The sequence below is a fragment of the Streptomyces sp. NPDC034043 genome (assembly GCF_055575675.1).
The window spans coordinates 564,890-590,655 of record NZ_JBVISF010000002.1 but is presented as its reverse complement, the minus strand read 5'-3'; the positions used below and the strand labels follow the sequence as shown (position 1 = coordinate 590,655).

At 74.2% G+C, this 25,766-nt stretch carries 21 protein-coding genes, 1 tRNA gene and 1 pseudogene; 11 read left to right on the top strand and 12 right to left on the bottom strand.

Annotated elements, in window-relative coordinates; translation table 11 throughout:
* The first annotated feature begins 125 nt into the window (after nt 1-125).
* The 3 genes from ACZ51S_RS07330 to ACZ51S_RS07320 all read left to right on the top strand — a co-directional run bounded on the left by ACZ51S_RS07330 (nt 126) and on the right by ACZ51S_RS07320 (nt 3,313).
* Nucleotides 126-1,067 carry a beta-ketoacyl-ACP synthase III gene (locus tag ACZ51S_RS07330; RefSeq protein WP_468480137.1) on the top strand — a complete coding sequence of 314 codons (942 nt, stop codon included), beginning with the start codon at nt 126-128 and terminating at the stop codon, nt 1,065-1,067.
* A 335-nt stretch (nt 1,068-1,402) separates the two neighbouring features.
* Nucleotides 1,403-1,487: transfer RNA gene (locus ACZ51S_RS07325), tRNA-Leu, on the top strand.
* A gap of 155 nt (nt 1,488-1,642) precedes the next feature.
* Nucleotides 1,643-3,313 carry a serine/threonine-protein kinase gene (locus ACZ51S_RS07320; protein ID WP_468479015.1) on the top strand — a complete coding sequence of 557 codons (1,671 nt, stop codon included), beginning with the start codon at nt 1,643-1,645 and terminating at the stop codon, nt 3,311-3,313.
* A 308-nt stretch (nt 3,314-3,621) separates the two neighbouring features.
* On the opposite strand, the pseudogene ACZ51S_RS07315 reads toward ACZ51S_RS07320, so the two are convergent.
* A pseudogene (locus ACZ51S_RS07315) lies at nt 3,622-4,368 on the bottom strand (IclR family transcriptional regulator domain-containing protein); the annotation flags it as partial.
* Nucleotides 4,369-5,153: 785 nt separating this feature from the next.
* A complete protein-coding gene (locus ACZ51S_RS07310) occupies nt 5,154-5,684 on the bottom strand; it encodes a sigma-70 family RNA polymerase sigma factor (RefSeq protein WP_388930798.1) in 531 nt (176 codons plus the stop codon).
* 515 nt (nt 5,685-6,199) lie between these two features.
* On the opposite strand from ACZ51S_RS07310, the gene metG reads away from it, so the two are divergent.
* The gene (metG, locus tag ACZ51S_RS07305) at nt 6,200-7,915 is read left to right on the top strand and encodes a methionine--tRNA ligase (RefSeq protein ID WP_468802454.1); all 1,716 of its coding nucleotides are present in this window, start codon (nt 6,200-6,202) and stop codon (nt 7,913-7,915) included.
* A 160-nt stretch (nt 7,916-8,075) separates the two neighbouring features.
* On the top strand, nt 8,076-9,269 hold the full coding sequence (locus ACZ51S_RS07300; RefSeq protein ID WP_468887939.1) for a glycosyltransferase 87 family protein: 1,194 nt from the start codon (nt 8,076-8,078) through the stop codon (nt 9,267-9,269).
* 64 nt (nt 9,270-9,333) lie between these two features.
* Here ACZ51S_RS07300 and ACZ51S_RS07295 read toward each other — a convergent pair whose 3' ends face one another.
* Nucleotides 9,334-9,999 carry a response regulator transcription factor gene (locus ACZ51S_RS07295; protein WP_388930806.1) on the bottom strand — a complete coding sequence of 222 codons (666 nt, stop codon included), beginning with the start codon at nt 9,997-9,999 and terminating at the stop codon, nt 9,334-9,336.
* Nucleotides 9,987-11,288, bottom strand: coding sequence for a sensor histidine kinase (locus ACZ51S_RS07290; RefSeq protein ID WP_468802456.1), 1,302 nt, complete (start codon nt 11,286-11,288; stop codon nt 9,987-9,989). Before ACZ51S_RS07290 ends, ACZ51S_RS07295 begins: the two co-directional genes overlap by 13 nt.
* 344 nt (nt 11,289-11,632) lie before the next feature.
* Here ACZ51S_RS07290 and ACZ51S_RS07285 point away from each other — a divergent pair, with 344 nt between their 5' ends.
* On the top strand, nt 11,633-12,208 hold the full coding sequence (locus ACZ51S_RS07285) for a hypothetical protein (RefSeq protein ID WP_468960033.1): 576 nt from the start codon (nt 11,633-11,635) through the stop codon (nt 12,206-12,208).
* A gap of 115 nt (nt 12,209-12,323) precedes the next feature.
* Nucleotides 12,324-13,100: a bestrophin-like domain gene (locus ACZ51S_RS07280; RefSeq protein WP_468479020.1), complete on the top strand. Its 777-nt coding sequence runs from the start codon at nt 12,324-12,326 to the stop codon at nt 13,098-13,100.
* Nucleotides 13,101-13,150: 50 nt separating this feature from the next.
* Here ACZ51S_RS07280 and ACZ51S_RS07275 read toward each other — a convergent pair whose 3' ends face one another.
* The 3 genes from ACZ51S_RS07275 to ACZ51S_RS07265 form a co-directional block, all read right to left on the bottom strand.
* Nucleotides 13,151-14,326 (bottom strand): MAB_1171c family putative transporter, encoded by a 1,176-nt coding sequence (locus ACZ51S_RS07275; RefSeq protein WP_468802457.1) that lies wholly within the window; start codon nt 14,324-14,326, stop codon nt 13,151-13,153.
* Entirely contained in the window at nt 14,323-14,880 is a 558-nt protein-coding gene (locus ACZ51S_RS07270; protein ID WP_388930820.1) for a toxin-antitoxin system, toxin component, read from the bottom strand. Before ACZ51S_RS07270 ends, ACZ51S_RS07275 begins: the two co-directional genes overlap by 4 nt.
* Nucleotides 14,881-14,944: 64 nt before the next feature.
* Nucleotides 14,945-15,613 carry a helix-turn-helix domain-containing protein gene (locus ACZ51S_RS07265; RefSeq protein ID WP_388930823.1) on the bottom strand — a complete coding sequence of 223 codons (669 nt, stop codon included), beginning with the start codon at nt 15,611-15,613 and terminating at the stop codon, nt 14,945-14,947.
* A gap of 181 nt (nt 15,614-15,794) precedes the next feature.
* Between ACZ51S_RS07265 and ACZ51S_RS07260 the strand changes: the two genes are divergently transcribed.
* The 3 genes from ACZ51S_RS07260 (at nt 15,795) to ACZ51S_RS07250 (ending at nt 20,564) form a co-directional block, all read left to right on the top strand.
* Nucleotides 15,795-16,820: an MmyB family transcriptional regulator gene (locus tag ACZ51S_RS07260; RefSeq protein ID WP_388930826.1), complete on the top strand. Its 1,026-nt coding sequence runs from the start codon at nt 15,795-15,797 to the stop codon at nt 16,818-16,820.
* A 236-nt stretch (nt 16,821-17,056) separates the two neighbouring features.
* Complete coding sequence (locus ACZ51S_RS07255) at nt 17,057-18,412, top strand: 6-phospho-beta-glucosidase (protein WP_468960031.1); 1,356 nt, start codon at nt 17,057-17,059, stop codon at nt 18,410-18,412.
* An 88-nt stretch (nt 18,413-18,500) separates the two neighbouring features.
* Nucleotides 18,501-20,564, top strand: a complete 2,064-nt coding sequence (locus tag ACZ51S_RS07250; protein ID WP_468960029.1) for an MDR family MFS transporter — start codon at nt 18,501-18,503, stop codon at nt 20,562-20,564.
* Nucleotides 20,565-20,748: 184 nt separating this feature from the next.
* Here the strand turns inward: ACZ51S_RS07250 and ACZ51S_RS07245 are convergent, their stop codons facing one another.
* The 3 genes from ACZ51S_RS07245 to ACZ51S_RS07235 are packed head-to-tail and all read right to left on the bottom strand — an operon-like array spanning nt 20,749 to nt 23,442.
* A complete protein-coding gene (locus ACZ51S_RS07245) occupies nt 20,749-21,624 on the bottom strand; it encodes a glycosyltransferase family 2 protein (RefSeq protein WP_468479024.1) in 876 nt (291 codons plus the stop codon).
* A 28-nt stretch (nt 21,625-21,652) separates the two neighbouring features.
* On the bottom strand, nt 21,653-22,906 hold the full coding sequence (locus tag ACZ51S_RS07240; protein WP_468479025.1) for an MFS transporter: 1,254 nt from the start codon (nt 22,904-22,906) through the stop codon (nt 21,653-21,655).
* Nucleotides 22,903-23,442: an ArsR/SmtB family transcription factor gene (locus tag ACZ51S_RS07235; protein WP_468479026.1), complete on the bottom strand. Its 540-nt coding sequence runs from the start codon at nt 23,440-23,442 to the stop codon at nt 22,903-22,905. The genes ACZ51S_RS07240 and ACZ51S_RS07235 overlap by 4 nt, the downstream gene beginning before the upstream one ends.
* A 327-nt stretch (nt 23,443-23,769) precedes the next feature.
* On the opposite strand from ACZ51S_RS07235, the gene ACZ51S_RS07230 reads away from it, so the two are divergent.
* Nucleotides 23,770-24,645, top strand: coding sequence for an IS5 family transposase (locus ACZ51S_RS07230; protein WP_468960026.1), 876 nt, complete (start codon nt 23,770-23,772; stop codon nt 24,643-24,645).
* Nucleotides 24,646-24,661: 16 nt separating this feature from the next.
* Here the strand turns inward: ACZ51S_RS07230 and ACZ51S_RS07225 are convergent, their stop codons facing one another.
* Nucleotides 24,662-25,075: a RidA family protein gene (locus ACZ51S_RS07225; RefSeq protein ID WP_468887809.1), complete on the bottom strand. Its 414-nt coding sequence runs from the start codon at nt 25,073-25,075 to the stop codon at nt 24,662-24,664.
* A 19-nt stretch (nt 25,076-25,094) separates the two neighbouring features.
* The gene (locus tag ACZ51S_RS07220; protein WP_468479027.1) at nt 25,095-25,616 is read right to left on the bottom strand and encodes a nucleotide triphosphate diphosphatase NUDT15; all 522 of its coding nucleotides are present in this window, start codon (nt 25,614-25,616) and stop codon (nt 25,095-25,097) included.
* Nucleotides 25,617-25,766 lie beyond the last annotated feature (150 nt).

Sequence of the window (25,766 nt, the reverse complement as noted above, 5' to 3'; positions counted from 1 at the left end):
GGAAGTTGCTCGGAATGCTCCAAATTCCGGAGGCGGAATCCTGTTGGGTCACGCGCACCCGTACCCGCCGGTAGCAGGCAAAGCTGGTCAACCGACTGCCTGCCGTAAAGAGGGGGACCCCGCCCATGACCGGTTCACGCGTGGTGGCGCTAGGGCACTACCAGCCCGCGAAAGTGCTGACCAACGAGGACCTCGCGGCCATGGTCGAGACGAACGACGAGTGGATCCGCTCCCGGGTGGGCATCCGCACGCGCCACATCGCGGGCGCCGACGAGCCCGTCGACGAGCTCGCCCAGCAGGCCGCCGGGAAGGCCCTCGCGCACGCCGGCCTGAGCCCCGACGACATCGACCTCGTCCTGGTGGCCACCTCGACCGCCATCGACCGTTCCCCCAACATGGCCGCCCGCGTCGCCGCCAAGCTCGGCATGCGCGGCGCGCCCGCCGTGATGGACATCAACGTCGTCTGCTCCGGCTTCACGCACGCCCTGGCCACCGCCGACCACGCGATCCGGGCCGGCTCCGCCACCCGCGCGCTGGTCATCGGCTCCGACAAGATGACCGAGATCACCGACTGGACCGACCGCAGCACCTGCGTCCTGACCGGCGACGGCGCCGGCGCGGCCGTCGTCGAGGCCTGCCAGGAGCCCGGCATCGGCCCCGTCCTGTGGGGCTCCGTCCCGGAAATGGGACACGCCGTGCGGATCGAGGGCACGCCCCCCGTCTTCGCCCAGGAGGGCCAGGCCGTCTACCGCTGGACCACCAGCCGGCTCCCGGCGCTGGCCCGCAAGGTCTGCGAGAAGGCCGGGGTGACCCCCGAGGAGCTCGCCGGGGTCGTGCTGCACCAGGCCAACCTGCGGATCATCGAGCCGCTCGCCGCCAAGATCGGCGCCGTCAACGCCGTCGTCGCCCGCGACGTGATCGACTCCGGGAACACCTCGGCCGCGAGCATCCCGATGGCCCTCTCGAAGCTGGTGGAACGCGGCGAGATCCCCTCCGGCGCCCCGGTCCTCCTCTTCGGCTTCGGCGGCAACCTCTCCTACGCCGGCCAGGTCATCCGCTGCCCCTGAGGCCCTGTCGTCAAAGTCCCGCCTGGCCCGCGGCCCCCGGCACCGCACCTCGCCGCGTTGTCGGGGCACCCGAGTACGCGTCCAGTACTCGGGCGCCCCTCCGCCTTGCGACGCACGGCACCGGACGCCGCGGACCTGACCGGCGCTACTTTGACGACAGGGCCTAGCGGCGCCCACGGCGGCCGGGGCCGGACCCCCGCGCCGCCGGGCTCCCGGCATGCCCGCAGGTCAGCGCGGCGTGGCGGACCGGCGGTCGCTCGTAAACGTGGTCGGAAGCCCCTCGATCCTTTGCTATGGTTGTCCATGTCGCCGCGGGAAACCGGGGCCGACCACCGGTCCGGGTGGCGGAATGGCAGACGCGCTAGCTTGAGGTGCTAGTGCCCTTTATCGGGCGTGGGGGTTCAAGTCCCCCCTCGGACACAGACGAAGAACCCCACTCCGGTGGGGTTCTTCCGCGTTTCCGGGCCGTACCCGGACCCCTTCCGGAAGGAAGCCCGGGTGGGCCCGCAGCGGAACGGGGTGGCCGGATCCACCCCGTGCGGCATCATGGGGCCTGACCGGGTCGAGGGGGGAACGTGTCGCAGGACGAACCGCGCAACCACGTCGTGATCGCCGGGCGGTACCGCCTGGGGAAGAGGCTGGGCCGGGGCGGCATGGGGACCGTCTGGCAGGCCTCGGACGAACTCCTCGGTCGCGCGGTCGCCGTGAAGGAACTCCACGTCGGCGAGGGCAAGGAAGCCGTCGGAGCCCTGCGCGAGGCGCGCACCGTCGCACAGATCAAGCATCCGCACGTGGTGGTCGTGCACGACGTCGTCGAGGACGGCGGGCGCCCCTACATCGTCATGGAACTCGTCGAGGGCGGCTCCCTCGCCGACCGCCTCGGCTCCGCCGGGCCCCTCGGCGCCGGCGAGACCGCCCGCATCGGGCTCGCCCTGCTCGGCGCGCTGAGCGCGGCGCACGACCGCGGGGTGCTCCACCGGGACGTCAAGCCCGCCAACGTCCTCATGGAGGCCGGTACCGGGCGGGTCGTGCTGACCGACTTCGGCATCGCCCGCCTCGCGGGCTCCACCACCATCAGCGAGACCGGCGCCTTCGTCGGCTCGCCCGAGTACACCTCACCCGAGCGGATGCAGGGGGCCGCCGCCGGCCCCGCGTCCGACCTGTGGTCCCTCGGCGCCCTGCTGTGCGCCGCGCTGACCGGCGAGTCGCCCTTCCACCGGGATTCGCTCGGCGGGGTCCTGCACGCCGTCGTCTACGACGAGATCCGCCCGCCGGTGCAGGCCGGGCCGCTGACCCCGCTGATCCGGGGCCTGCTGGAACGCGACCCCGAACGCCGGCTGGGGGTGGCGGACGCGCAGCGGCTGCTGTCCGCGTACGTCACCACCGGCAGCCTCCCCCTCCTCGACCGCGCCCCCGGCCCGGGACGCCCGGCCGGGCCCGCCGCCCCGGCGGTGCCCCCCGCCCCGCCGGGGTACTCGCCGACCGAACGGGTCACGGCGCGGTCCGGCCCCGCGCCGGAGCCCGGAACCCGCGCGGCGGGACTGCGCGCCGGGCTGGTCGCCGCGCTCGTCGTGGTGGCCGTCATCGGCGCCGTGGCCGTGACCACCCTGATCTCGGAGCGGACCGGGGACGAGGGCCGGGTCGGCGCGCAGGGCGGTCCCGCCTCCCCGGCCCCCGGCGCCACCGCCCCCTCCGTCCCCCAGCCCCCGACGGGTCAGGGCCCGACCCCGGCCACGGCCACGGCGACGGCCACCGTGACCGCGCCCGCACCGGTGGCGCCCGCGCGGACGGCCTCCGGCAAGCCCGCGCCCGCCGGGTACCGCTTCGTCTCCGACCCGGAGGGCTTCGGCCTCGCCGTACCGCAGGGCTTCCAGCGCACCACCGACGACCAGCGGGTCTTCTACGTCTCCGCGGACGGCGCCATCCGGATCGGCATCAAGGTGAAGCCCGCGTCGGCGGGACCGCTCGCCGCGATGCGGCAGTCCGACGCGAACGGACCGTCCAACAACCCCGGCTACCGCGACAACTCCATCGTCCCCACCACGCACAACGGACTGCCCGCCGCCCTCTGGGAGTTCACCTGGAACGGCTTCACCGCCGCCGAGGGCCCCCGGCACACCTTCGACCTCTGCTGGGACGAGAACGGCCGGATGTACGACGTCTGGGTGTCGGCGCCCCTCGGCCGCCTCACGCAGGCCAGGGGCCACTTCGACGCGGCCCTGGATTCCTTCGTCCCGGTCGGCTAGCCGGCGAGCAGCCGGCCGGGCCGCCGGCGTCAGGTGCCCAGGACCATCAGGCCGTCCGGGGGCGGGGGATTCCCGGGGGTGAGCGGGCCGAGGGTCTGCGGGAGCGCGAGGCCCCCCTCCGGCGGGGCGTCGAACAGGTACGCCGCCCCCGACGCGGAGTCACGGACCAGGTGCGGTCCGCCGTCCGACGCCGTGAAGCGGGTCAGCGGGGTCCGGAAGAGCCGCCCGAGGTGGCGCAGCGTCTCCGGCGTCGTGGCGGGGGCCGGGGCCGGGGCGCCCGCGGGGGTGTCCGGCGGGATCGCCCCGGACAGCAGCAGCGCCAGCAGCACCGGGACCGCCTTGCGGCGCAGGGCCTCGGTGGCGGATTGCAGGCGGTGCGCGTGCGCCGCCGGCAAGGACAGGGCGAGGCTCCCGGCGGCGTCGCCCGTCGCGATGGGCACCGCCGAGCAGACCACCCCGGGGGAGTACTCGCGCAGGTCGAAGACGGGGGCGCCCGGTGCCACCGCGTCCAGGGCGCTGAACAGGGCCCGGCTGTCCGTGATGGTCCGCGGGGTGAGCCGGGCCGGGCGGTGGCGGGCCACGTGGTCGGCCCGGCCGTCGTGGTCGAGCTGCGTCAGCAGGCACTTCCCGACCGCGCTGGCGTGCGCGGCGGCCCGGAAGTCCACCCACTCCCGCACCGGCGGAGTCCCCGGCCCGTCGGCCGTCTGCGTGATCCGGACCTCGCCCTCCGCGTACCGGCTGAGGTACACGGCGGCCCCCGCGCTGTCGCGGGCCAGCGCCAGGGTGCGCTGGAGCTGCCCCGCCAGGCCGGTGCCGCCCGGGGCGGCGAGCCGGTCCAGGGCCGGGCCCGGCGCGTACACCCCGGCGGCGGGGCAGTACGCGTACTCCTCCTCGCGCAGCATCGCCAGGAGCGGGCGCAGTTCCGCCGCCGCCAGGCCCGAGTCCCGGACGATCCGGGCCGCCCGTACCCCGAGCGGGTGGCGCTCCAGGACCCGTACGACGGCCAGCGCGCGCCGTGCCTGCGCCAGGGCCTCGCCGGTGTCGGCCCGGACCACCGTCCCCCGCGCGGCCGACGTCAGCGCGGGGTGACGCAGCGGGCCCGGTCCGGGGCGCGGCCGGGCGGCCGGCGGCGGGGCCGACGGCAGGAACGCGGCCAGCACGGCGGGCAGCCCCGGCCTGGGCAGCGGCACCGGGCCCAGATCGGGGTCGTCGCACTGGTCGACGTACCGCAGGACGGCCGCCTGGGCGCACAGCCGCACCTCGCGCAGCTCGCGGCGGCCGCCGGGCCGGAATCCCCGGCGCCCCAGCTCCCGCGCCCAGAGGAGGGCGTCGTGGTGCTCGCCGCGCCGGGAGTGGTCCAGGAACAGGCAGTAGGCGGCCACGGCGGTGCGCGGCCTGCCGGAGCCCGCGGCGAACTGCCACCAGAAGCGGGAGCCCTCGCGAAGCCCGGACAGGTGCAGCAGGCAGCCGAAGACCACCGCCCCCGGCAGGTCGCTGTGCCGGCTCTGTACGAAGCGCCCCAGGTCGGCGCCGGCGCGCGGGTCCCCGACCACGGCCAGACAGGCGGCCTTCAGGTCCCGGCGGGCCCGCTCCGCATCGAGCGGCAGGTCCCGGGCGGGGTCGCTCCAGCCGAAGGGCCGCCGCCGGGCGCGGGACGGCGGGGACGCGGGGGCGCCGGGGACACCCGGGGCGCGGGGGACCCGTAGGAGGCGGGCCTCGGCCGCGCCCAGGTCGTAGTGCGGGTACCGGTCGCGCACGCCCGCGCGGGCCAGGAACTCCGCCAGGGGGCGCGGGGCCGCCGCCGCACGGCCGTCGCCGGAGCCGGGATCCTCGCCGGGCCTCATGATTCGGCGGACGCGTCGAGCAGCCGCGCGAGGCGCCGGTGGGCCTGGCCGAGCTGCGAGCGGACGGTGGCCTCGTCGACGCCCATCACGGCGGCGGCCTCGCCGGGGCTGCACTGGAGCCCGTAGCGCAGGAGCACGGCGTCCCGCTGGCGCTCGGCGAGGCGGGAGACCGCCGAGTAGAAGCGGATGGTGTCGGCCAGCACCTCGTACTGGTCGGCGTGCGCCTCCTTGAGGGCCGCCTCGAAGGCGCTGGTGTCCATCGGCTCGGGGCCGCGCAGGCGGGGGTCGCGGCGCTGCTGCCAGTCGACGATCCGCTGCTTGAGCACGGTCCAGGCGTAGGCGTCGAGCCGGTCCATGTGGAGCATGCGCAGCCACTGGCTCATGATCGAGTCGAAGGTGGCGTCCACCGCGTCCTCGGCGGCCGCGTCGGAGCCCAGCTGGAGGTACGCGAAGCGCATGTACGCGGGCCGCCGGTTCGCGTGGAACGCCCAGTACGACAGGCGCGCGGTCGGCCCCCACTGACTCATGGGCGTGGGCTGCCGCCGTCGGCTGGGCAGTCCCACGGCCCCACCGGACTCCTCCGGTCCGCCATCGTTCACCGTTCCCCACCTCATCCCCTGTGCGGGGTCCATGAGAGCAGCGCCTACGCCCCCCGAGGGGGCGGAGGAGCAACATGAGGGGATTAGGTGCGGTGCTGATCGCTTCTTGACTGATGCCGATCATGCGAGGAAGCGGCGAGGCCGAACGCATATGCCCGGCCCGCGCCGGGCCCCGCGCCGGGGCGCGGAAGCCGGCCGGGTCCGGGGCGCGGGAGCCGGCCGGGTCCGGAGCGCGGACGCCGGTCGGGGCGGCGGCGGGCCCGCTGTAGCATGGGCCCGACGCGAGGGCCGTGACGGAGAGGTCACAGTCCTCGCTTTTGCGTTGCGTCCCGACCCCGGAGCCCCGGGAAAAGCCGACGCGTGGCCTTTGGGCGGTTCGATACGATGAACCGCGCGTTGTCACGCGTAGATCCGTACAAATGAAACGAATGGAGCATCCGAGGATGGCTCGACACCTGATCACCAGCGCGCTTCCCTACATCAACGGGATCAAGCACCTGGGCAACATGGTCGGGTCGATGCTTCCGGCGGATGTGTACTCCCGGTACCTCCGCCAGCGCGGCCACGACGTCCTGTACATCTGCGCCACCGACGAGCACGGCACCCCCGCCGAACTCGCCGCCAAGGAGGCCGGGATCTCGGTCGCCGAGTTCTGCGCGCAGGCGCACGACGCCCAGAAGGCGGTCTACGACGGCTTCGAGCTGTCCTTCGACTACTTCGGCCGCAGCTCCTCGCAGCAGAACGCCGAGATCACCCAGCACTTCGCGCGGCAGCTCCAGGCCAACGGCTTCATCGAGGAGCGCGCGATCCGGCAGGTGTACTCGCCCGCCGACGGCCGCTTCCTGCCGGACCGCTACGTCGAGGGCACCTGCCCGCACTGCGGCTACGACAAGGCGCGCGGCGACCAGTGCGAGAACTGCACCCGCGTGCTCGACCCCACCGACCTCATCGAGCCCCGCTCGGCCATCTCCGGCTCCACGGAGCTCGAGGTCCGCGAGACCAAGCACCTCTTCCTCCTCCAGTCCAAGCTCCAGCACGAGGTCGAGGCCTGGGTCGCGCGGCACGAGGACGAGTGGCCGCAGCTGGCCTCCTCCATCGCCCGCAAGTGGCTGACCGAGGGCCTGCACGACCGCGCCATCACCCGCGACCTCGACTGGGGCGTCCCCGTCCCGGCCGACACCTGGCCCGAGCTGGCCGCCGAGGGCAAGGTCTTCTACGTCTGGTTCGACGCGCCGATCGAGTACATCGCCTCCACCAAGGAGTGGGCCGACGCCGACCCGGCCGGCCGCGACTACAAGTCCTGGTGGTACGAGGCCGAGGACGTCCGCTACACCCAGTTCATGGCCAAGGACAACGTCCCGTTCCACACGGTGATGTTCCCCGCCACCGAACTCGGCACCCGCGAGCCGTGGAAGATGGTCGACTACGTCAAGGCCTTCAACTGGCTGACGTACTACGGCGGCAAGTTCTCCACCTCGCAGAAGCGCGGCGTCTTCACCGACCAGGCGCTGGAGATCCTGCCCGCCGACTTCTGGCGCTACTTCCTCATCGCGAACGCTCCCGAGTCCGACGACTCGTCCTTCACGTGGGAGCACTTCGCCGCCACGGTCAACAAGGACCTCGGCGGCACCCTCGGCAACTTCGTCAACCGGGTCCTCACCTTCTCCCGGAAGAAGTTCGGCGACGAGGTCCCCGCGGGCAGCCCGGCCGGCGAGGCGGAGGCGAAGCTCGGCGAGCAGATCGCCGAGCTGCTGGCCGAGTACGAGAGCCACATGGAGACCCTCCAGTACCGCAAGGCCGCGGCCGCGCTGCGCGCCCTGTGGTCGGCCGGCAACGCGTACCTGGACGAGAAGGCCCCGTGGCTGGAGGTCAAGACCGACCTCGACGCCGCCGCGCTCACCCTGCGCACCGCGATGAACCTCATCCACCTCTACTCGGTGGTCTCCGAGCCGTTCATCCCGGCGTCGGCCCGCGCCATGCGCACCTCCTTCGAGCTGGCCGGCGACACCGCGACCTGGGTGACCCCGGAGCAGGCCAGGACGCTGGACGCGGTCCCGGCCGGGACGCCGTTCACCGTGCCGCCGGTGCTCTTCGCGCGGATCACCGAGGAGGACCTGGAGTCCTACCGCGAGCGCTTCGGCGGCAACCCGGAGGCCTGAGCGCCCCCGTGACCGCCCGAAGGGGCGCGGCCCGCCCGGGCCGCGCCCCTTCGGCGTACCCGGCGGGCACCGCCGGCAGGGGTAGGTAGGCAAAACCCCACCACGATGACTCCGCCTGGGCGTGCGGACCCGGAGGGGGCCGCGCGGCTGGAATGGGTCCATGACCCCTTCCCCCACCGCCCGGTGGACCGCCGGCTGGCTGCTCGCGGCCGCCTGGGCGCTGTCCTTCCCGCTGTTCTCCGCGCTGGCCCCGCACCGGCTGTGGGGCTGGTGCGCGGCCGCCGGATACCTCGCCGCCGCGGCCGCCACCGCCCTGGGCCGGCGCCGCGCCGCGCTCGCCGCCGCGCTGCTGGGAGCGGTGGCCGTGCCGCTGCTGTACCTGGTGCTCACCGGACAGGGGCAGTCCGAGGTCGGCGTCATCGAACGGTCCGGGCGGCGCCTCCTCGAGACCGGCAGGTTTTACGCGGACCGGCCCGCCGGGGTCGAGGAGTACACCCCGTACCTCCCCGGGACGGCACTCCTCGGCATCCCGCGCGCCCTGCTCGGCGGCGGCTCCGGCGAGGACGGGAGCTGGGCGGTACGGCTGCTGGGCGACGCCCGGCTCTGGTGCGCCGCCGCGCTCTTCGGCGGGATGCGGGCAGGCCGCCGCCTCCTGGGCACCGCCCCCTCACCACTGCTCCCGCTGCTGGTGGCTTCGCCGGTCGTGGCACTCCCGTTGGCGGTGAGCGGGGTGGACCTGCCGCTGGCGGGGCTGTGCTGCCTGGCCCTCGCGGCGGCCGCGTCGGGCCGCCCGGCGGTCGCCGGGGCGGCCCTGGCCGCGGCGTGCGCCCTCAAGTGGACGGCGCTGCCCGCCGTGGCGGTGGTCCTGGCCCTCCTCGCGGCCCGCCGGGGCGGGCGGGCGGCGGGGCGCTGCGCGCTGGTGACGCTGCTGGGCACGGCCGCCCTGGTGGTGCCGAGCCTGCTGGTCCAGCCGGCGGAGCTGTGGCGGCAGGTGTTCGCCTTCCCGACCGGGCGGGCCGAGGTGGCGACCCCGGCGAGCAGCCCCCTGCCGGGCCACCTGCTGGCGGAACTCGGGCCGTGGGGCTGGTACCTGGCGGCAGGCCTGCTGGTGCTGGGCGGGCTGGGGGTGGCGCTGTCGCTGCTGGTGCGCCCGCCGCGCACCGTGGTGGCCGCGGCCGACCGGCTCGCGCTCGGGCTGACCCTGGCGTTCCTGCTGGCTCCGGCGAGCCGTTTCGGCTACCTGGCGCTGCCGCTGCTGCTGGTGGCCTGGGCGCGGTCGGCGGCCCCCGCGGGCCCGGCCGTCTCCCGTGTCGTGGCGCGCTCCCGGGCCAGGCGGACGGCTCCGGCCCGCTGAGGGGGAGGCGCCGGGCGGCGGGACCAACGGGGAGCCGTCGAACGCGGGGAGGGCCGGGACGTGGTCAGCCGGCGGCGCCGCCCGGGGCGCGCAGGTGGGCCAGGACGGCCAGGACGCGGCGGTTGCCCTCCGTCGGGTCCAGGTCCAGCTTCGTGAAGATGTTGCCCGCGTGCTTGACGACGGAGGCCTCGGTGATGAAGAGGCGCGCCGCCAGCGCCTGGTTGTTGAGCCCTTCCGCCATCAGCGCCAGCACTTCCCGCTCGCGCGGGGTGAGTCGGGCCAGCGGCTCGTTCGCCGGCCTCGGCGCGAGCAGGACGCGGACCACCTCGGGGTCGATGACCGTCTGGCCCTCGTGGACCCGCCGGAGCGCGTCGAGGAACTCGGTCACCTCCCCGACCCGGTCCTTGAGCAGGTAGCCCAGCCCGGCCGCCGATCCGCCGGTGAAGAGCTGGGTCGCGTAGGCCGTGGCCACGTACTGCGAGAGCACCAGGACCGGCAGGGACGGGTCCGCGGCGCGCAGTTCCAGCGCGGCGCGCAGCCCCTCGTCGCGCAGCCCGGGCGGCATCCGCACGTCCGTGACGACCACGTCGGGCCGCTCGGCCGCCACCGCCCGCAGCAGGGCGGGGGCGTCGCCGACCGAGGCGAGGACCCGGTGGCCGCCCAGGGCCAGCAGTTCCGCCAGCCCCGCCCGCAGCAGGACGGAGTCCTCGGCCAGGATCACCCGGAGCACGGGACCTCCATCCTCAGTTCGGTCGGTCCGCCCACCGGACTGGACACCGTCAGCCTGCCCCGCAACATCGCCACCCTGTCCGCCAGCCCCGCCAGGCCCGCCCCCGCGCCGGGATCGGCCCCGCCGCGGCCGTCGTCGGTGACGGTGAGGGTGAGCCGGCCGTCCTCGACCCTACCGGCGACGCCGATCCGCGAGGCGCCGCTGTGCTTGGCCGCGTTGGCGAGGGCCTCCGCGACGGTGAAGTACGCGGTCACCTCGACCGGTTCGGGCAGCCGGGGCAGCTCCAGGTCCACCGTCACCGGCACGGGATGGCGCAGCGCCACCTCCGCGACCGCCGCCGCCAGGCCGTGGTCGGTGAGCACCTGCGGATGGATCCCCCGTACCAGGTCCCTCAGTTGCGCCAGGGCCCGCTTGGCCTCCTCGCGGCCCCGGCCCACGAGCGCCGCCGCCTCCGCGGCCTCCGGGTGCTCGCGCAGCCGCAGTTCGGCGAGGCCGAGCGTCATGCTGAGGGCCACCAGCTGCTGCTGGGCCCCGTCGTGCAGGTCCCGCTCGATGCGCCGCCGTTCGGCCTCGAAGGCCTCGACCAGCCGCACCCGCGAGCGGGTCAGCTCCAGCACCCGGTCGTCCTCCTCGCGCGGCCCGAGCAGCAGCCGGGCACACTTGACCTGCGCCCCGGCGATCAGCGCGCCCGCGTACGCGGCCAGCACCAGCCCGGCCAGCCCGACGGCCGTCCCGCCCAGCGCCTCCAGCGGGCCCGCCACCGCCTCGCCGGGTATCAGCATCACCGGCTCCGGGGCGAGGGCCCACACGATGACGGGGGCCGCCACGAGCATGAGCGAGAACGCCACGAGCGAGAGCACCCCGAAGCCGGCCGCCCCGAAGACCAGCCCGAGCAGGGCGGCGTACCCGAACTCCCGCCAGGTGGCGCGCTCGCGCAGCCGCGTCCGCAGCCAGGCGGCGGGGCCGGCCCCGGCGAGCGAGGTGTGCGGGTCCGCCACCGGCTCCGGCTCCACCCACCGCAGCCGGTGCCGCTCCAGCTCCCCGAGCGGCACCGCACCCGCCAGGGCGGCGACCAGCAGCACCAGCCCGACCCCGGCCACCGCCAGCAGCACCCCGAGCCCGACGAGCAGCACCAGGGCGAGCAGCACCCCGTACCCGAGCGGAGCCCCGCTGCCCAGGTACGCCCAGCACCGCCAGGGCCATCCCGAGCCGAGGAACCGCCCGGGCCGCCGCATGACGCGCCACGCGGTGACGGGCGGGGCGGGGCAGGAGGGCGCGGCGGTGGACATGCGGCAAGCCTAGGCGAGCCCCGGCCCCCGCCCTCACGGGCCGTCACGGGCCCGCCCGTGCCGCTGCTTCGCGGCGCCGCCGGGTCCGCCGGTCCGCCGGGGCGGCCCACCCGGCCCGGCCGGTACGCGGTGCCCCGCGCGTGCCCCGCCCCGGCGGGTCGGGGCACGGCCGGGGGCGGGGGCTCCGCGCGGGGGCCACGCGGGAGTTCCGGGCGGGGTTCCGGGCGGGGCGAAGTGAGGTCCCGGACGGGGATCTTGGCCTGCCCGGCGCGTGTCCGAAGCCCCGCCGTGATCGTTTCTTCAGCCGTAACCCTCATATCGGCTGCCGAATCGGGAGGACCGCGGTGACGGCTTGGCAGTACTTCGCCGGGGCGGGGCTGGTGGCCGCGCTCTGCCCGCTGCACGGCCATGTGGCGGTCGCGGGCGACGGCAACGGCCACGGCGCGCGGGTCGACGTGTGCGTGCCGGGCGGGCCGCCCAAGCCGCCCAAGGTGCGGCCGCCCGCCGTGCCGCCGCCGCCCGTGGCGCGGCCCGGGAGCCCGTCGCCGGTGCCGCCGGCCGTACGGGTGACGGTGCCCGACGCCGTCCGGCCCACGGTGCGCCACCCCGGCCACGCGCCGGGGCTGCCGGGGGCGCCCGAGCCCGGAGCGGCGGCGCCGGGCGGGCCGGCGCAGCCGCCGGGGGCCGCGCCGGCCGCGGACGCGGAGCCGGAGCCTGCCCCGGCCGATGCCTCCGCCCCGCCCGCCGCCGACGCCGCCGCCGGGCAGACGCGGAGGTTCCACGTGCGCCCGTACCACTCCGTCGCCCTGGAGCGGCGCGGCCCGGACGGACTGAGCACCATGATGCTGATGGTCGTCGTGACCACCCCGGCCGTGCTGGCCGCCGCCGCGCTGCGCCCCCGCTCCAAGGGCCGGAGCTGATGCCCGCGCCCCCGAGCACCCGCGTCCCGCCCACGGACGCCCCCGCGTCCCCGCGTCCATGCGCCCGTGCATCCGCGCACCACGCATCCACTGACCCACGAACGGGAGACCCCTCGTGTCCGAATGGCTGGTCCTGGCCATCGCCATGGCGCTCGTTTGCGCCCTCGTCCTCGCCATCACCGTGGTCCGGCACCGCCGGGTCGCGGACGACGAGGACACCAGCGAAACCCCCGACGTCATCGAGTACATGACGATGATGGTCGGCGTGGTCTACGCGATCGTCCTGGGCCTGGCCATCGCCGGTGTCTGGGAGGCGCGCGGCGCGGCCGAGGACAGCGTGCGCCGCGAGGCCCAGTCGCTGTACGAGGTCACCCAGCGGGCCGACGTCTACCCCGCGCCCGTCCGCGACCGGATCCGCGGCGAGGTGGACGCGTACGTCTCCCACACCGTCAGCGTGGACTGGCCGCGCCTGGTCTCCGGCCGGGACGCCTCCGCCGAGGGCGCGCAGCTGCTCGGCAAGCTGCGTACCGACGTCACCCACCAGAGCCCCGCCAATGAACTCCAGGCCCAGGCCTACCAGCCGATCCTCGACCACATCGCCGCCGCCGACGACGCCCGGCACTCGCGGGCCCAGAGCGACGAGTCCACCCTGCCGGGCGTGGTCTGGTTCGGGCTGGTGGTCGGCGGCATCGTCACGATCGGGCTGATCTTCACCCTGCAGATCCGGCGTTCGGGGCGCGAGCTGCTGCTGGCCGGACTGTTCAGCGCGCTGATCGTGTTCCTGCTGTTCATGGTGTGGAGCTTCGACGCCCCGTACGGGCGCGACGGCACCGACTCCGCCGAGCCCTTCCAGGAGCTGTTCCCCGCCGTGTCGGTGACTGCCTCCCGCTGATCCCGCGACGGCGCCGGCGGGGACTGGTCCGGGCCTGCGCCGTCGCCGGTTCAGCCCCCCGCCGGGGCCGCCTGCCGCCGCACGGCGGCCACCAGCGGCGAGTGCCGCAGGGCGTGCGAGATCCGTACGAGGTCGCGCGGCCCGTCGGCCAGGAGCGGCACCCGCTCCTCGTCACCGTTCCCGCCCCCCTCCGGGGCGGCGGCGCTGGCCCGTACGGCCGCCACCACCATCGCCGCGTCCGCGACGGCGCGGGCCGTCTCCTCGTCCGCCCCGGCCGACCGGGCCCGCTGGTAGGCGGTGTCGCGGTGGCGCCGGTCGAAGGAGGGGCCGAGCCGCAGGAACCCGTCGTGGATGTCGGACTCCCGCTGGATCACCCGGATCGCGGCCGGGGACCACCAGGACATCCGTACGCAGGGCGTGCCGCTGGGCGCGGTGCTGTGCACCTCGTGCCACAGGGCGCCGAGGTTCCGGTAGGTGCTCCAGGTGCGCCAGCTGTCCGACACGCGCTGGTACACCAGCGGCAGGACGAAGCCCACCGAGCTGACGAGGGCGGCGAAGGCGGCCAGCGGCGGGGCGAGGTAGGTGCTCAGGTCGTCCAGGTCGTGGCCCAGCCAGCGGGCGGCGACGGCGGACATCTTGGCCGCGTCGTAGGCGAGGCTGATGGTGTACCCCGCGACGATGATCACCAGGCCGGCCCGGAGCCAGCCGCTGACCCGCAGGGACCAGCGCCAGCACATCGACACCATCATCAGCACGGCGGCGTTGTGCGCCAGCAGGTAGGCGGCGATCATCAGCCGGATGTAGGGGGTGTTCGCGTAGTAGGTGTCGAAGTCGCGCAGCCGCTCGACCGGGGCCTCACCGAGGGCGAACAGGACGATGATGGCCACCACGACCACGGCGTAGCCGGCGATCCAGCGCTGGGAGGTGCGCCGGATCTCCTGCCTCGGGCCGCCGCGCCAGTTGAAGACCAGGACGAGGCAGGAGGCGCTGAAGGCGGTCATGAGGCAGTAGACGAGGGGGGCCGAGAAGTTGGGGACGCCGGTCCAGCGGTTGACGGCCGCGATGGTGGGCGGGGCGGCGAAGGTGAACACCGCGCCGCCGAGGAGGAGCAGGACGAAGACGGACCGCAGGAGCGGATCGCGGCCGTTGGTGCGCAGCGCCGGAAGCTTGCACACGAGGGCCACCGCCATCGCGGCCGCCGGGATGTAGTAGTCCGGTCCGCTCAACGGTCGTTCCTGTGCCCCCGGTAGCCGAGAGAGGTCTCGATCCGGCCCGCCAGCTCGTCGCGGTGGGCCGGCGGCCGGTGGCCCGCCGACCCGGCCAGCCAGGTGCGGCACCGGCTGCCCAGCAGCAGCCCGAAGCTCTCCGCCTCGGTCTCCTCCCGGACGTCGGCCCGGGTGCGGGCGGCGACGCTGCGGACCGTCTCGCCGAGGTCGGCGCCGTCGGTCAGCAGCCGGGCGGCGACGGCGGCCCCGTCGACGTGGTGGCTGCAGTGGCCGGCCTTCATGTGCCACAGCTCGTGGCCCAGGATCACCAGCTGGTGGTCGGGTGCCGTGCGCTCCTCGATGACCACCAGGTCGCGGTCCGCCATGTCGAGCCACAGGCCGCTGGCGGTCCCCTGCGGGAACGCGGCCATCCGGAACTCCACCGGGCGGCCGCGGTGCCTGCTCATGCCCTCGCAGAGGGCGGCGTAGAGGTCCACCGGCTCCACGGGGGCGGCCAGCTTGATGCCGGACACCAGCTCCGCGCACAACCGCCGCTGCGCTCTGCCTATGCTCACCGTTCTCCCCGTCGGCGCGGATCCGGATCAGGACTCAAGGATCAGATCCAGACTTTCGACTGGGTCATGATTCGTTCGGTTTGACGCTTTCGAGAAGCATGTCCAGCCATTCGGTCACCTTGTCCCGGTGCTTGTCGCTGGGCAGTTGCGCGGCGCGCCAGGCGATGCCCCGCACACCGTGGTTCTGCAGGAGTCTTGCCAGCGGATCGCCGGTCGAAGCCGCCTCGGCCGGTACGGTCTGCCGCTCGCGCCCCGCGAAGTCCTGGAGCAGCTGCTGCTCGGTGCGCTGGAGGGCGTCCGTGAGGGCGTCGGCGTCATGGGCGGTGAGGAAGCCCGCGTGTACGCCGAAGAACCGCTGGATGGCGTCGCAGTGCTCCATCGTGGGCCGCCGGTCGCCGTTGATCAGGGCGCCCGCCTGCTGCCGGGACATCCCGGCGCCGTCGGCGATCTCCTGCTGCGTGTAGCGGCGGCCGTTGGGTTTGACCCGGGTCCGCCGGAGCAGGTCCAGGCGCTGGAGGAAACGCGCCTGCAGGTCGGGTTCGCCGGCCCGCCGGCCGTCGAGCAGGGTCCTGATCACATCAGTGGGAACCCCCGACGCCTCCGAGAGCCTGCGGAGGTCGAAGACCTGGTTCGGGTCGCGGCCCATTTTGTTCGCCAGTTCGGCGACCCGCGTGACGGTCGCTGCCAGGGGCGCGTTGGCCACCGCGACGGGAGCCGGGAAGCCGTCTGTCACCAGTGGTTCTCCTAGATCGCGCGAGGTCAGTGGGCACGTGTCGGCCTCAGGGAATCTATCCGGTTTGTTTTGGGAGAGCCAGAACTTGCCACAGCTGTGGCGGGAATGAGCTGTCGCTCGGCTGGAATTGCCACAATAGTTGACACTCGAATGAAGTCGGTAGCAGGATCGCCACACGGAAATGAAGATCCAGACCGTTGAGGAGGGGGAGCTCTCGGTGCCACATCTCGCAGCGGTGGGCCCGTCTGATGGCCTCGTCCGAGCCGGTGAGGAGCGCCTGGCGGGCGAGGAACCCGCCCGCGGCGCAGTGCGGTCGGAGCGGCGCAAGGAGATTTTGCGCCAGCGCCGCGAAGAACTGGGCCTGAGCCAGGAGGACGTCGCGTCGCGGCTGCACATCAGCGTGCGCGCGTACGGAAACTGGGAACGCGGGCTCGTCAAAGAATGGACGGACCGCAAGCTCCTCGCCCTGGCCGAGGCCTTGGAGATGAGCGAGCGGCAGTGCTTCTGGCTGTTCAGGGTCATGGTCGACCGCGATCCGCCGCCCACCTGGCGTGCGGCCGAGGAGAACCGGCTGCCCCAGGACCCGGCCCAGCGCGACTACCTCGTGGACTACGCGGCCCTCATGGAGGCCGTGCCCTACCCGAGCTTCCTGGTGGACCACCGGTGGGACGTCGCCCTCACCAATTCGGCCTTCGACCGGCTGTTCCAGTCGGTCCGCCCCCATCCGACGGCCCTGCCGGACGACAACTTCCTGCGCTTCGTGCTCTTCCACCCGGATGCCGCGGCCGTGCTGGAGGACCACGAACCGGCCTGGTGCGTACCGCTGCTGGCCCAGTTCGCGACCGCCCTGGCCGGGGCTCCGGACGACGAGGGGCTGCGGAGCATCCGTCAGGAGGTGGCCCGTGACCCGTTCATGGAGGCCGCCTACCGGTACGGGGTCCCGCACTGGCTGACCACCCACGGGGAGGGCGCGGCCGAACAGGACGGCGCGGTGCGGACGGTGCGCCATCCGGACCCGGGCTGGGGCCTGGTGCGGTGCCGGATGGTGGCGGAAACCAGCCGAATGCTGGGAGGGATGGGCCTGACCCGGATCACCCTGGTGCTCTCGGCGCCGCAGGGTCTGCCGGCCGGTCCGGTGCGCGGCGGAGCCGGCTCCCCGCAGCAGCAGGGCGCGCGTCTGCGGGCCGTGCCGCCGCTGGGGGAGTGACACCGCGGGGGAGACTGGCCCCCTGAAGCGCGTGCCACGGCCCGTGCCACGGCGGGGCGGCGGCACCGAGCCGTACCGACCGCCTGGTTCGGTCCGTGCGGTGCCACGATCCGCGACGCCGCGCGGATGCCACGGATCGTGGCATTCCGGCGGTGCCGCCGGAATCGTGGCACCGCCCGTGCCCGGGAATCCCCGGGCCGTGGCCGCGGCCACGACGGCGAAGGGCGGAACAGGGCATGCGGTTGACCATCCTCGGCGGGGGCGGATTCCGCGTCCCGCTCGTCTACGGGGCACTGCTGGGCGGCCACGCCGAGGGCCGGGTGTCCCACGTGACCCTCTACGACGAGGACCCCGCCCGGCTCGCCGCCATGGCCCGGGTCCTGGCGGACCAGGCCGCGGCCGCCGCGGGGGCGGATGCCCCGGCCGTCACCGCCACCGGCGACCTGGACGAGGCCCTGCGCGGAGCCGACTTCGTCTTCTCCGCCATCCGCGTCGGCGGCCTGGAGGGGCGCGCGGCGGACGAGCGGATCGCGCTGGCCGAGGGAGTGCTGGGCCAGGAGACGGTCGGCGCGGGCGGCATCGCGTACGGCCTGCGGACGGTGCCCGTGGCCCGCGAGATCGCGCGCAGGATCGCCCGAACCGCCCCCGGAGCCTGGGTCATCAACTTCACCAACCCCGCCGGAGTGGTCACCGAGGCCATGGCCGCGGAACTGGGCGACCGGGTCATCGGCATCTGCGACTCGCCCGTGGGCCTCGGCCGCCGGATCGCCCGGCTGCTCGGCGCCCGGCCCGGCGAGGCCTGGATCGACTACGTGGGCCTCAACCACCTGGGCTGGGTGCGCGGCCTGCGGATCGGCGGGCGCGACGAGCTGCCCCGGCTGCTGGCCGACACGCGGGCGCTGGAGTCCTTCGAGGAGGGACGGCTCTTCGGCGCCGACTGGCTGCGCTCGCTCGGCGCGATCCCGAACGAGTACCTGCACTACTACTACTTCAACCGTGACACGGTACGGGCCTACCAGGAGGCGAAGCAGACGCGCGGCGCCTTCCTGCGCGACCAGCAGCGCGGTTTCTACGCCGAGGCCGGCCGGCCGGGACAGCCCGCCGGGGCGGCGCTGGCCGCCTGGGACCGCACCCGGGCCGAGCGCGAGGCCACGTACATGTCGGAGAACCGCGAGGTGGCGGGCGTCGGGGAGCGCGAGGAGAGCGACCTGGAGTCCGGCGGCTACGAGAAGGTCGCCCTCGCGCTGATGCGGGCCATCGCCCGGGACGAGCGGGCCACCCTCATCCTCAACGTCCGCAACGGCGCCACCCTCTCCGTGCTCGACGCGGACGCGGTCATCGAGGTGCCGTGCCTGGTCGACGCGAACGGCGCCCACCCGGTCTCCGTGGCTCCGCTGCCGCTGCACGCGGTGGGGCTGGTCACCTCGGTGAAGGCGGCGGAGCGGGCGGTGCTGGCCGCCGCTTCGAGCGGCTCGCGGGCGGACGCCGTGAAGGCCTTCGCGCTGCACCCCCTGGTCGACTCGGTGGCGGTGGCCCGGCGGCTGCTGGACGGGTACGCGGCGGAGCACCCGGGTCTGGCCTACCTGCGCTGACCCCCTTCCCCGGGGCGCGGCCGCGGGGTTCACCCGGACGGCGGCTTGCGGGAGGCGGTGCGGTGGGGGTGCTGTGAGAGTGCGAGATGTGACCAGTGCCCCCGCCGTCGCCGCGCCGCCGCCCGTGCTCGACCGGCGGCGGCGCAACGTCGTCTTCGGCACGATCATGCTGGGCGTACTGCTGGCCGCCCTCGACCAGACGATCGTGGGCACGGCCCTTCCCACCATCGTGGCGGACCTCGGCGGCGCGGCCCACATGGCCTGGGTGGTGACCGCGTACCTGCTCGCGGAAACCGTCGCGACGGTCCTGGTGGGCAAGTTCGGCGACCTCTTCGGCCGGAAGCTCATCTTCCAGATCTCCGCCGTCATCTTCATCACCGGCTCCTTCCTGTGCGGCCTCGCCGGCAACATGACCCTGCTCATCCTGTGGCGGGGCCTCCAGGGCATCGGCGCCGGCGGCCTGATGGTCACCTCCATGGCCCTGATCGCCGACGTGGTGCCCCTGCGCGAACGGGGCAAGTACCAGGGCGCCATCGGCGCCGTCTTCGGAGTCGCCACCGTCATCGGACCCCTGCTGGGCGGCCTGTTCACCGACCACCTGAGCTGGCGCTGGGCCTTCTACGTCAACGTCCCGATCGCCGTGCTCGTCGTCGTGGCGGCCGCCCGCACCATCCCCTCGGTCCGCGCCGCCGGCCGGCCCGCCATCGACTACCCGGGCATCACCCTGATCGCCGCCGGTTCGAGCGCGCTGATCCTGGCCACCAGCTGGGGCGGCAACGAGTACGCCTGGAGCTCACCGGTGATCACCGGGCTCTTCGCGGGCGGCGCGCTGGCCCTCGCCCTGTTCTGCGTGGCCGAGACCCGGCCGGCCGAACCGATGCTGCCCATGCGGCTCTTCCGCAACCCGGTCTTCACGGTGTGCTCGGTCCTCAGCTTCGTCGTCGGCTTCGCCATGCTCGGGGCGATGACCTTCCTGCCGACCTACCTCCAGTACGTGGACGGCGACTCGGCCACCCTGTCCGGCGTACGGACCCTGCCGCTGGTCATCGGCCTGCTGCTCGCGTCGGTCTTCAGCGGCAGCGCCACCAGCCGGACCGGCCGATACCGGATCTACCCGATCGCCGGCTGCGCGGTGATGGGCGCGGGCCTGTACCTGCTGTCGCTGATGGGTCCCGGGACCGGCGGGTGGCCGGAGTCGGCGTACATGTTCGTCCTCGGCACCGGCATCGGGCTGTGCATGCAGGTGCTGACCATCGCGGTGCAGAACACCGTGGACTACGCCGACCTCGGCACGGCGACCTCCGGCGTCACCTTCTTCCGTACGCTCGGCAGCTCCTTCGGCACCGCCGTCTTCGGGACGATCTACGCCAACCGCCTGGAGCCCGAACTGCAGGCCGGGGTCGCCGAGGCCGCCCGCGCCACCGGCGCCGATCCGGCTGCCCTCGCCGCCGCCGCGCAGAGCCCGCAGGGCGTCCACGGACTGCCCCCGGCCGGGGCGGGCCCGGTCATCGACGCGTACGCCGACGCCCTGCACACGGTCTTCCTGTGGACGGTTCCCGTGGCGGCCGTCGGCTTCGTCGTCGCCCTCTTCCTCAAGCAGGTCCGGCTGCGCGACAGCGCCCGGGCGGGCTCCACGGACATCGGCGACGGCTTCGCGTCCCCGGCCACGGCCTCGGGGGACTCGGCCAAGCTGCTGGAACTGGCGGTGGGCAAGCTCGTACGGAACATGGGGCCCGACACGGCGCGCGCGATCGTCCACGCCTCCGACACGCGGCTGGACATGGCGGGGGCGTGGGCGGTGATGCAGGTGGACCTGATGACCCGGACCGTCGGGCACGCCGGCCTGGGCCTCATCGCGTCGCGGCTGTCACTGCCGCCGGAGGTGCTGCTGCCGGTCTTCGACCGGATGGTGGAGGAGGGGTTCCTGACCCGGCAGAACGGCTTCTTCGCCCATACCCGGGCGGGTGAACGGGAGGCGGCGGTGATCTCGCGGGCCTGGGCGGACTGGCTGGGCGACCGGCTGGAACAGGACCGCGGCCGGCCGCGCAGCGAGGAACTGCGGGCGGCGGCGGACGCCATCGCCAAGCGGCTGCTGGCGGAGGACCTGCGCGAGGGCGGCTTCGCACCCCGGCAGGGGGCGCGGGAGGTCTGAGGAGCCCTGGGGCTGCGGGGGTGCCAGGACGCCCCGGGGCCGTCCGGCAGTGCTTCCCGGGCGGCCCGGTGCTACTTGATCTGGGTCAGGGATGCCAGGGCGTGGATCTCGGTCAGGGATGCCAGGGCGTGCGCGACCGGCACGGCCCACGGGCCCAGGGCCGGCCGCGGGAGACCACCGTCGGCTAAACGACCGGCGGCCGGCCCAGCCGGGTCATGCGCCACACCGTCCGCCACCGCATGGGGCGCCGGGGGCCGCCGGAGGTGCGGACGCCCTCGGCGAACCCTGCGAACCAGGCCCGCAGGCCCGTCAGGGAACGCGTACGGGCCACCGTCAAGGCCACCCACGCACCGAGGTAGACGGGGACGAGCGGTGCGGGCAGGTGCCGCTTGGCCAGCCAGACCCGGTTGCGGGCCGTCATCCGGTAGTACACGGCGTGCCGGGCCGGGGAGGTCTTCGGGTGCTGGAGGACCAGCCGGGGCTCGTACAGGACGTCCCAGCCCCGGTCGATGGCACGCCAGGCCAGGTCGGTCTCCTCGTGGGTGAAGAAGAAGGCGTCCGGCCAGCCCCCGGTCTCCTCCAGCATCGGCATCGACAGGGCGTGGCCGCCGCCCAGGAACGTCGTCACCAGGCCCCGCCGCATCGGGTCGCGGGCGCGCAGGCGGGGAACGTGGCGGCGCTGGGTGGCACCCGTCTCGTCCGCGATCCGGAAGGAGACGATCCCCAGGCGGGGGTCGGCCTCGCACAGATCGGCGATCCGCCGGAACACGTCCGCCTCGACGAGCAGGCCGTCGTCGTCCAGGTCCACCAGGACATCGACGTCCCCGAACTCCCGCAGCCGGCGCCAGGCGACGTTCCGGCCGCCCGACACCCCGAGGTTCTCCGCCAGCTCCACCCCGGTCACGCCCTCGGGGAGGCCGGGCAACGGCGTGCCGTTGCCGACGACCACGACCCGGGCGGCGCCCTCGTCCTGCCCGGCCACCGAGGCCAGCAGCGCCAGCAGCTCCGGCATCCGATCGCCCATGGTCAGCACGGCGACACCCACACGCGGCCGGGTCACGACGACCACCACTTCCTTCGGCGTCGGGTCAAAGGGCGAGCGTACCCTCGGCCGGGGCGGCGGCACGCAGCGCCGCTTCGACCCGGCGGTTGCTGGTCATGGACGCCGTGACGGCCGTCATCGCCAGGAGGAGGCCGGCGGCGGCGTAGAGCGGGGTGCGGATGTCGTAGGCGGTGGCCAGCCAGCCGCCGAGGAAGGCCCCGGCCGGGGCGGCGCACATGGCCAGCATGCGGGAGGTGGAGGCGACCCGGCCCATGAGGTGGCCCGGGACGACCGCCTGCCGGAGGGAGGGCCCGAGCACCATCGTGGCGCCCATGCCCGCCCCGCAGACGGCGAGCGCCAGCCCGGCCGCGTACGGGTTCGGGGCAGCGGCGAGGCCCAGGATGGCAAGCCCCTCGACGACGGCCGTGCAGGTCAGGGCGGTGCCGGTGCCGAGTCGTCGGCCGAGGCGGGAGGCGATGCCCGCACCGGTCAGGCCGCCGGCGGCCTCCGCCGTGAGGAGCAGGCCGAAACCGTAGGTGTCGATGCCGAGGCGGTCGTGCGCGAAGAGCGCGAGGACGGTCTCCACCGCCAGGAAGGCGACGTTCCCGACCGCCGGGCGGAGCGCGAGCCCGAGCAGCAACCGGTCCCGGAAGACGTACGAGGCCCCGGCCCGCGCCTGCCGGAGCAGCGACTCGCGGACCTGCGGCACGGGCCGGGGCACGGCGGGCAGCGTACGTACGAGCAGGGCGGAGAGCAGGAACGACAGCGCGTCGGCGAGCAGCGGAACCGCCCGCCCCAGCGCGAGCAGCGCACTGCCCGCAGGCGGCCCCGCGAAGCCGGACATGGCGGTCTGGGCCCCGCGCAAGCGGGAGTTGGCGCGCTCCAGGAGTGCCGGGTCGCGGCCGAGCAGATCCGGCAGGTAGGCCGTGGCGGCCGTGTCGAAGAAGAGTCCGCCGAGGCCGAGAAGGAAGGCGACGGCGGCGAGCAGCGGAATGCTCAGTACGTCGAGCACGGCCGCTGCCGCCGGTATCGCGAGCAGCGCCGCCCGGGCCGCGTCCACGACCCACATCGTGCGCCGGCGGTCCCAGCGGTCCACCAGCGCACCGCCGAGCACCCCGAACAGCAGCCACGGCAGCGTTCCGGCGGCCGTGACGACGGCGAGCGTCATCGGATCCCGCGTCAACGTCAACGCGAGCAGCGGCAGCGCGGCATGCGACACCCCGTCACCGAGCGAGGACACCGTCTGCGCGGTCCAGAGCCGCCCGAAGCCGGTCGGCAACTTCTTCTCGCTGGAGGTCACTTGGCGTCCCCCTCGGCCCGGTCGCGCGGCGCCGGGCGGAACAGCGCGAAGACGAGTGACGCGTCCGGCAGCGACGGATCGGACAGCGCCCGGTACTCGTCCGCCAGTGCCTCCAGCCGCGCCCCCAGCTGCGCGAACTGCTCCTCGGTGAGCCGCAGATGCGCCATCCGTACGTGCCGCTCGGCATCCAGCGGGGCCGCCTCCAGGTCCGCCACCGCATGGCGCATCAGCACGTCCGGCCCTCCCTCGCCCGGATCCGGCAGCACGATCGACCGCGCGGCCATCGCGTAGTACCGCTCGGTGACGCCCCGCACCTTCCGCGTCCGTACCACCTTCACCAGGCCGGCCCGCTCCAGCAACCGCACGTGATAGCTGGAACTCCCCTTGGCGAGCCCCACCCGTTCGGCGATCTGCGTGATCGTCGCCGGCTCGAAGCGGAGCACGGCCATGATCCGGTGGCGGGTGAGGTTGGAGACGGCGCGCAGCTGCTCGTCCGTGGTGACGTGGAACGTCTCGGGAAGATCGTCGGTAGGCATGCGAGCAATGGTCAACGTTTCTTGACCATTAGGCAAGGGGTTTCGTGCGGAGCTCCGCGATCCGCCGCCCGGCGTGCGAGACCTGGAGGCCGGCCGGTTCGGGCCGTGCCGGACCAGGAACCGGTGCACCGCCGAGGCGGGCCGCCCCCGGCCCGAGTGGCCCCCGTCCCGCCGACGGCCACCCGCGTGTGGGCGTGAGCCTCCGAAGAAGGCGCCTGCCCCGGCGCGCTGGTGTGCCGCCCCGGCCGCCGGGGAGGCGTGATGGTGCCGGGAAGGTCCTAGGCCGTGTGTCGAAAGTGGATCTTGAGCTGTGAATGATCACGGCTCATGGGGCGGGGAGATCTCACGGACGAGCAGTGGGCGGTGCTGGAGCCGTTGTTGCCGAAGGGTGCCAGAGCGGGGCGGCCGCCCGTCTGGCCTCGGCGGCAGCTGATGGACGGCATACGGTTCCGGGTCCGCACCGGTGTCCCGTGGCGGGACGTGCCCGTCGAGTACGGACCGTGGATCTGGGTCTACGACCTCTTCCGCCGATGGCAGCGAAACGGCACCTGGCAACGGATCCTCACCCAGCTCCAGTCCCTGGCCGACGCGAAGGGTGCGATCGTGTGGGACCTGAGCGTCGACTCCACGGTGTGCCGCGCCCATCAGCATGCGGCCGGAGCCCGCAAGCAGGGCGACTTGCAGAAGGAAAAACCGGGCGGCATCTTGACCGAGCCCCGTGATCATGGGCTGGGAAGGTCGCGCGGCGGGTTCACGACCAAGCTACACCTGGCCGTCGAGCAGGGCCAGAAGCCCATGTCGATCGTGGTCACGGCCGGGCAGCGCGGCGACTCGCCGCAGTTCGAAACCGTGCTGGAGAAGGTCCGCGTGCCCCGCATCGGGCCGGGCCGGCCACGCGTCCGCCCCGATCGGGTCCGCGCGGACAAGGCGTACGGCTCCCACGCCAACCGCGGCTACCTGCGCCGACGCGGCATCCGCTGCACCATCCCGCTGAAGCGCGACCAGATCGCCAACCGCAAGAAGCGCGGCTCTCTCGGCGGGCGGCCCCCGAAGTTCAACAAGGACGACTACAAAGAGCGCCACGCGGTGGAGTGCGGGATCAATCGCCTCAAGCGCCATCGCGCAGTGGCTACCAGGTACGACAAGCTCGCCGTCCGCTGCGAAGCCACAGTGCTGATCGCGGCCATCAACGAGTGGCTGTGACCAGTGCTTTCGGGAGTCAGTCGAGGATGGCGTCAAGCTCCACTTCAACGAGCCATTCTGGATCGATGAAGCGTGAGACCTCAACGAAGGTGCAGGCCGGACGGACCGACGCGAACCGCTCTCCGTGTGCTCGTGCGGCTTCTTTCCAGCGAGTCACGTCGGTGAGCATGATGCGGGTCCGCACGACGTCCTCCAGCGACGCCCCCGCTGCCTCAAGTGCGGCGTCTGCGATGTCCAGACATCTAACCGTCTGGGCATAGACGTCGCCTCGTCCTACGGTCGTTCCGTCGTCCCCGATGGGAGCGGTCCCGGCGACCGCGACGTGCGCCCCCTTGCGGATTGCCCGGGAAAAACCGATTTGGGGTTCGAGCGGCGAGCCAGAACTAACCATCTGCCGAACATGAGCCATCGCACCATGCTCCCAGATCACCGCACTTTCGAAACACCCCCTAGCGCCGGTGGGTGGGGTAGTCGTGCGAGGGCACGTGGGGGAGGCACGCGAGGTCGGGGCGCCAGGCGCGCAGGACCGCCGCCGAGGGCGGGTAGAGGCCGGCGGGGATCTCCTCCGGGGCGAACCACCGCCAGCGGGCGATCTTGTGCGGTTCGGTGACGGCGGGGCTGCCCTGCGCCGAGCGGGTGAGGGCGGCCACCGTCACCCGCGTCGGCGGCGTGGGGTCCGCGTAGATCTGGACGGCCAGCAGCTCGATGCCGGCGGGATCGGCCCGCAGGGAGGTCTCCTCGGCGAGCTCCCGGGCGGCGGTCCGCTCGAAGTCCTCCCCGGGATCGACCTTGCCGCCGGGCAGTTCCCAGTTGCCGTCGTGGGCCTGGCCGAGCAGGACGCGGCCGTCGGGGCCGAGCACGATCAGGCCGACGCCGACGATCGCGTTGGGCTGCGGGACGGCCCGCTGGGGCGGGGTGCCGGCTCCGGTACGGGATGCGGTGCCGGGTGCGTGCTCGTGTGGGCTGGCCATGGGGTCATTTTCGCCGGTCGGGTGGCGGGGCTGCCCGCGGGGCGGGCCCCTTCCGGCCGGCCCCGGACGCGTGTGCGAGTTTCGGCCGGGGTGTGCTCGTGCAAGCTCTGGACGGTCAGATCGTCATACGGAACGCCCGTTCGGGGGACG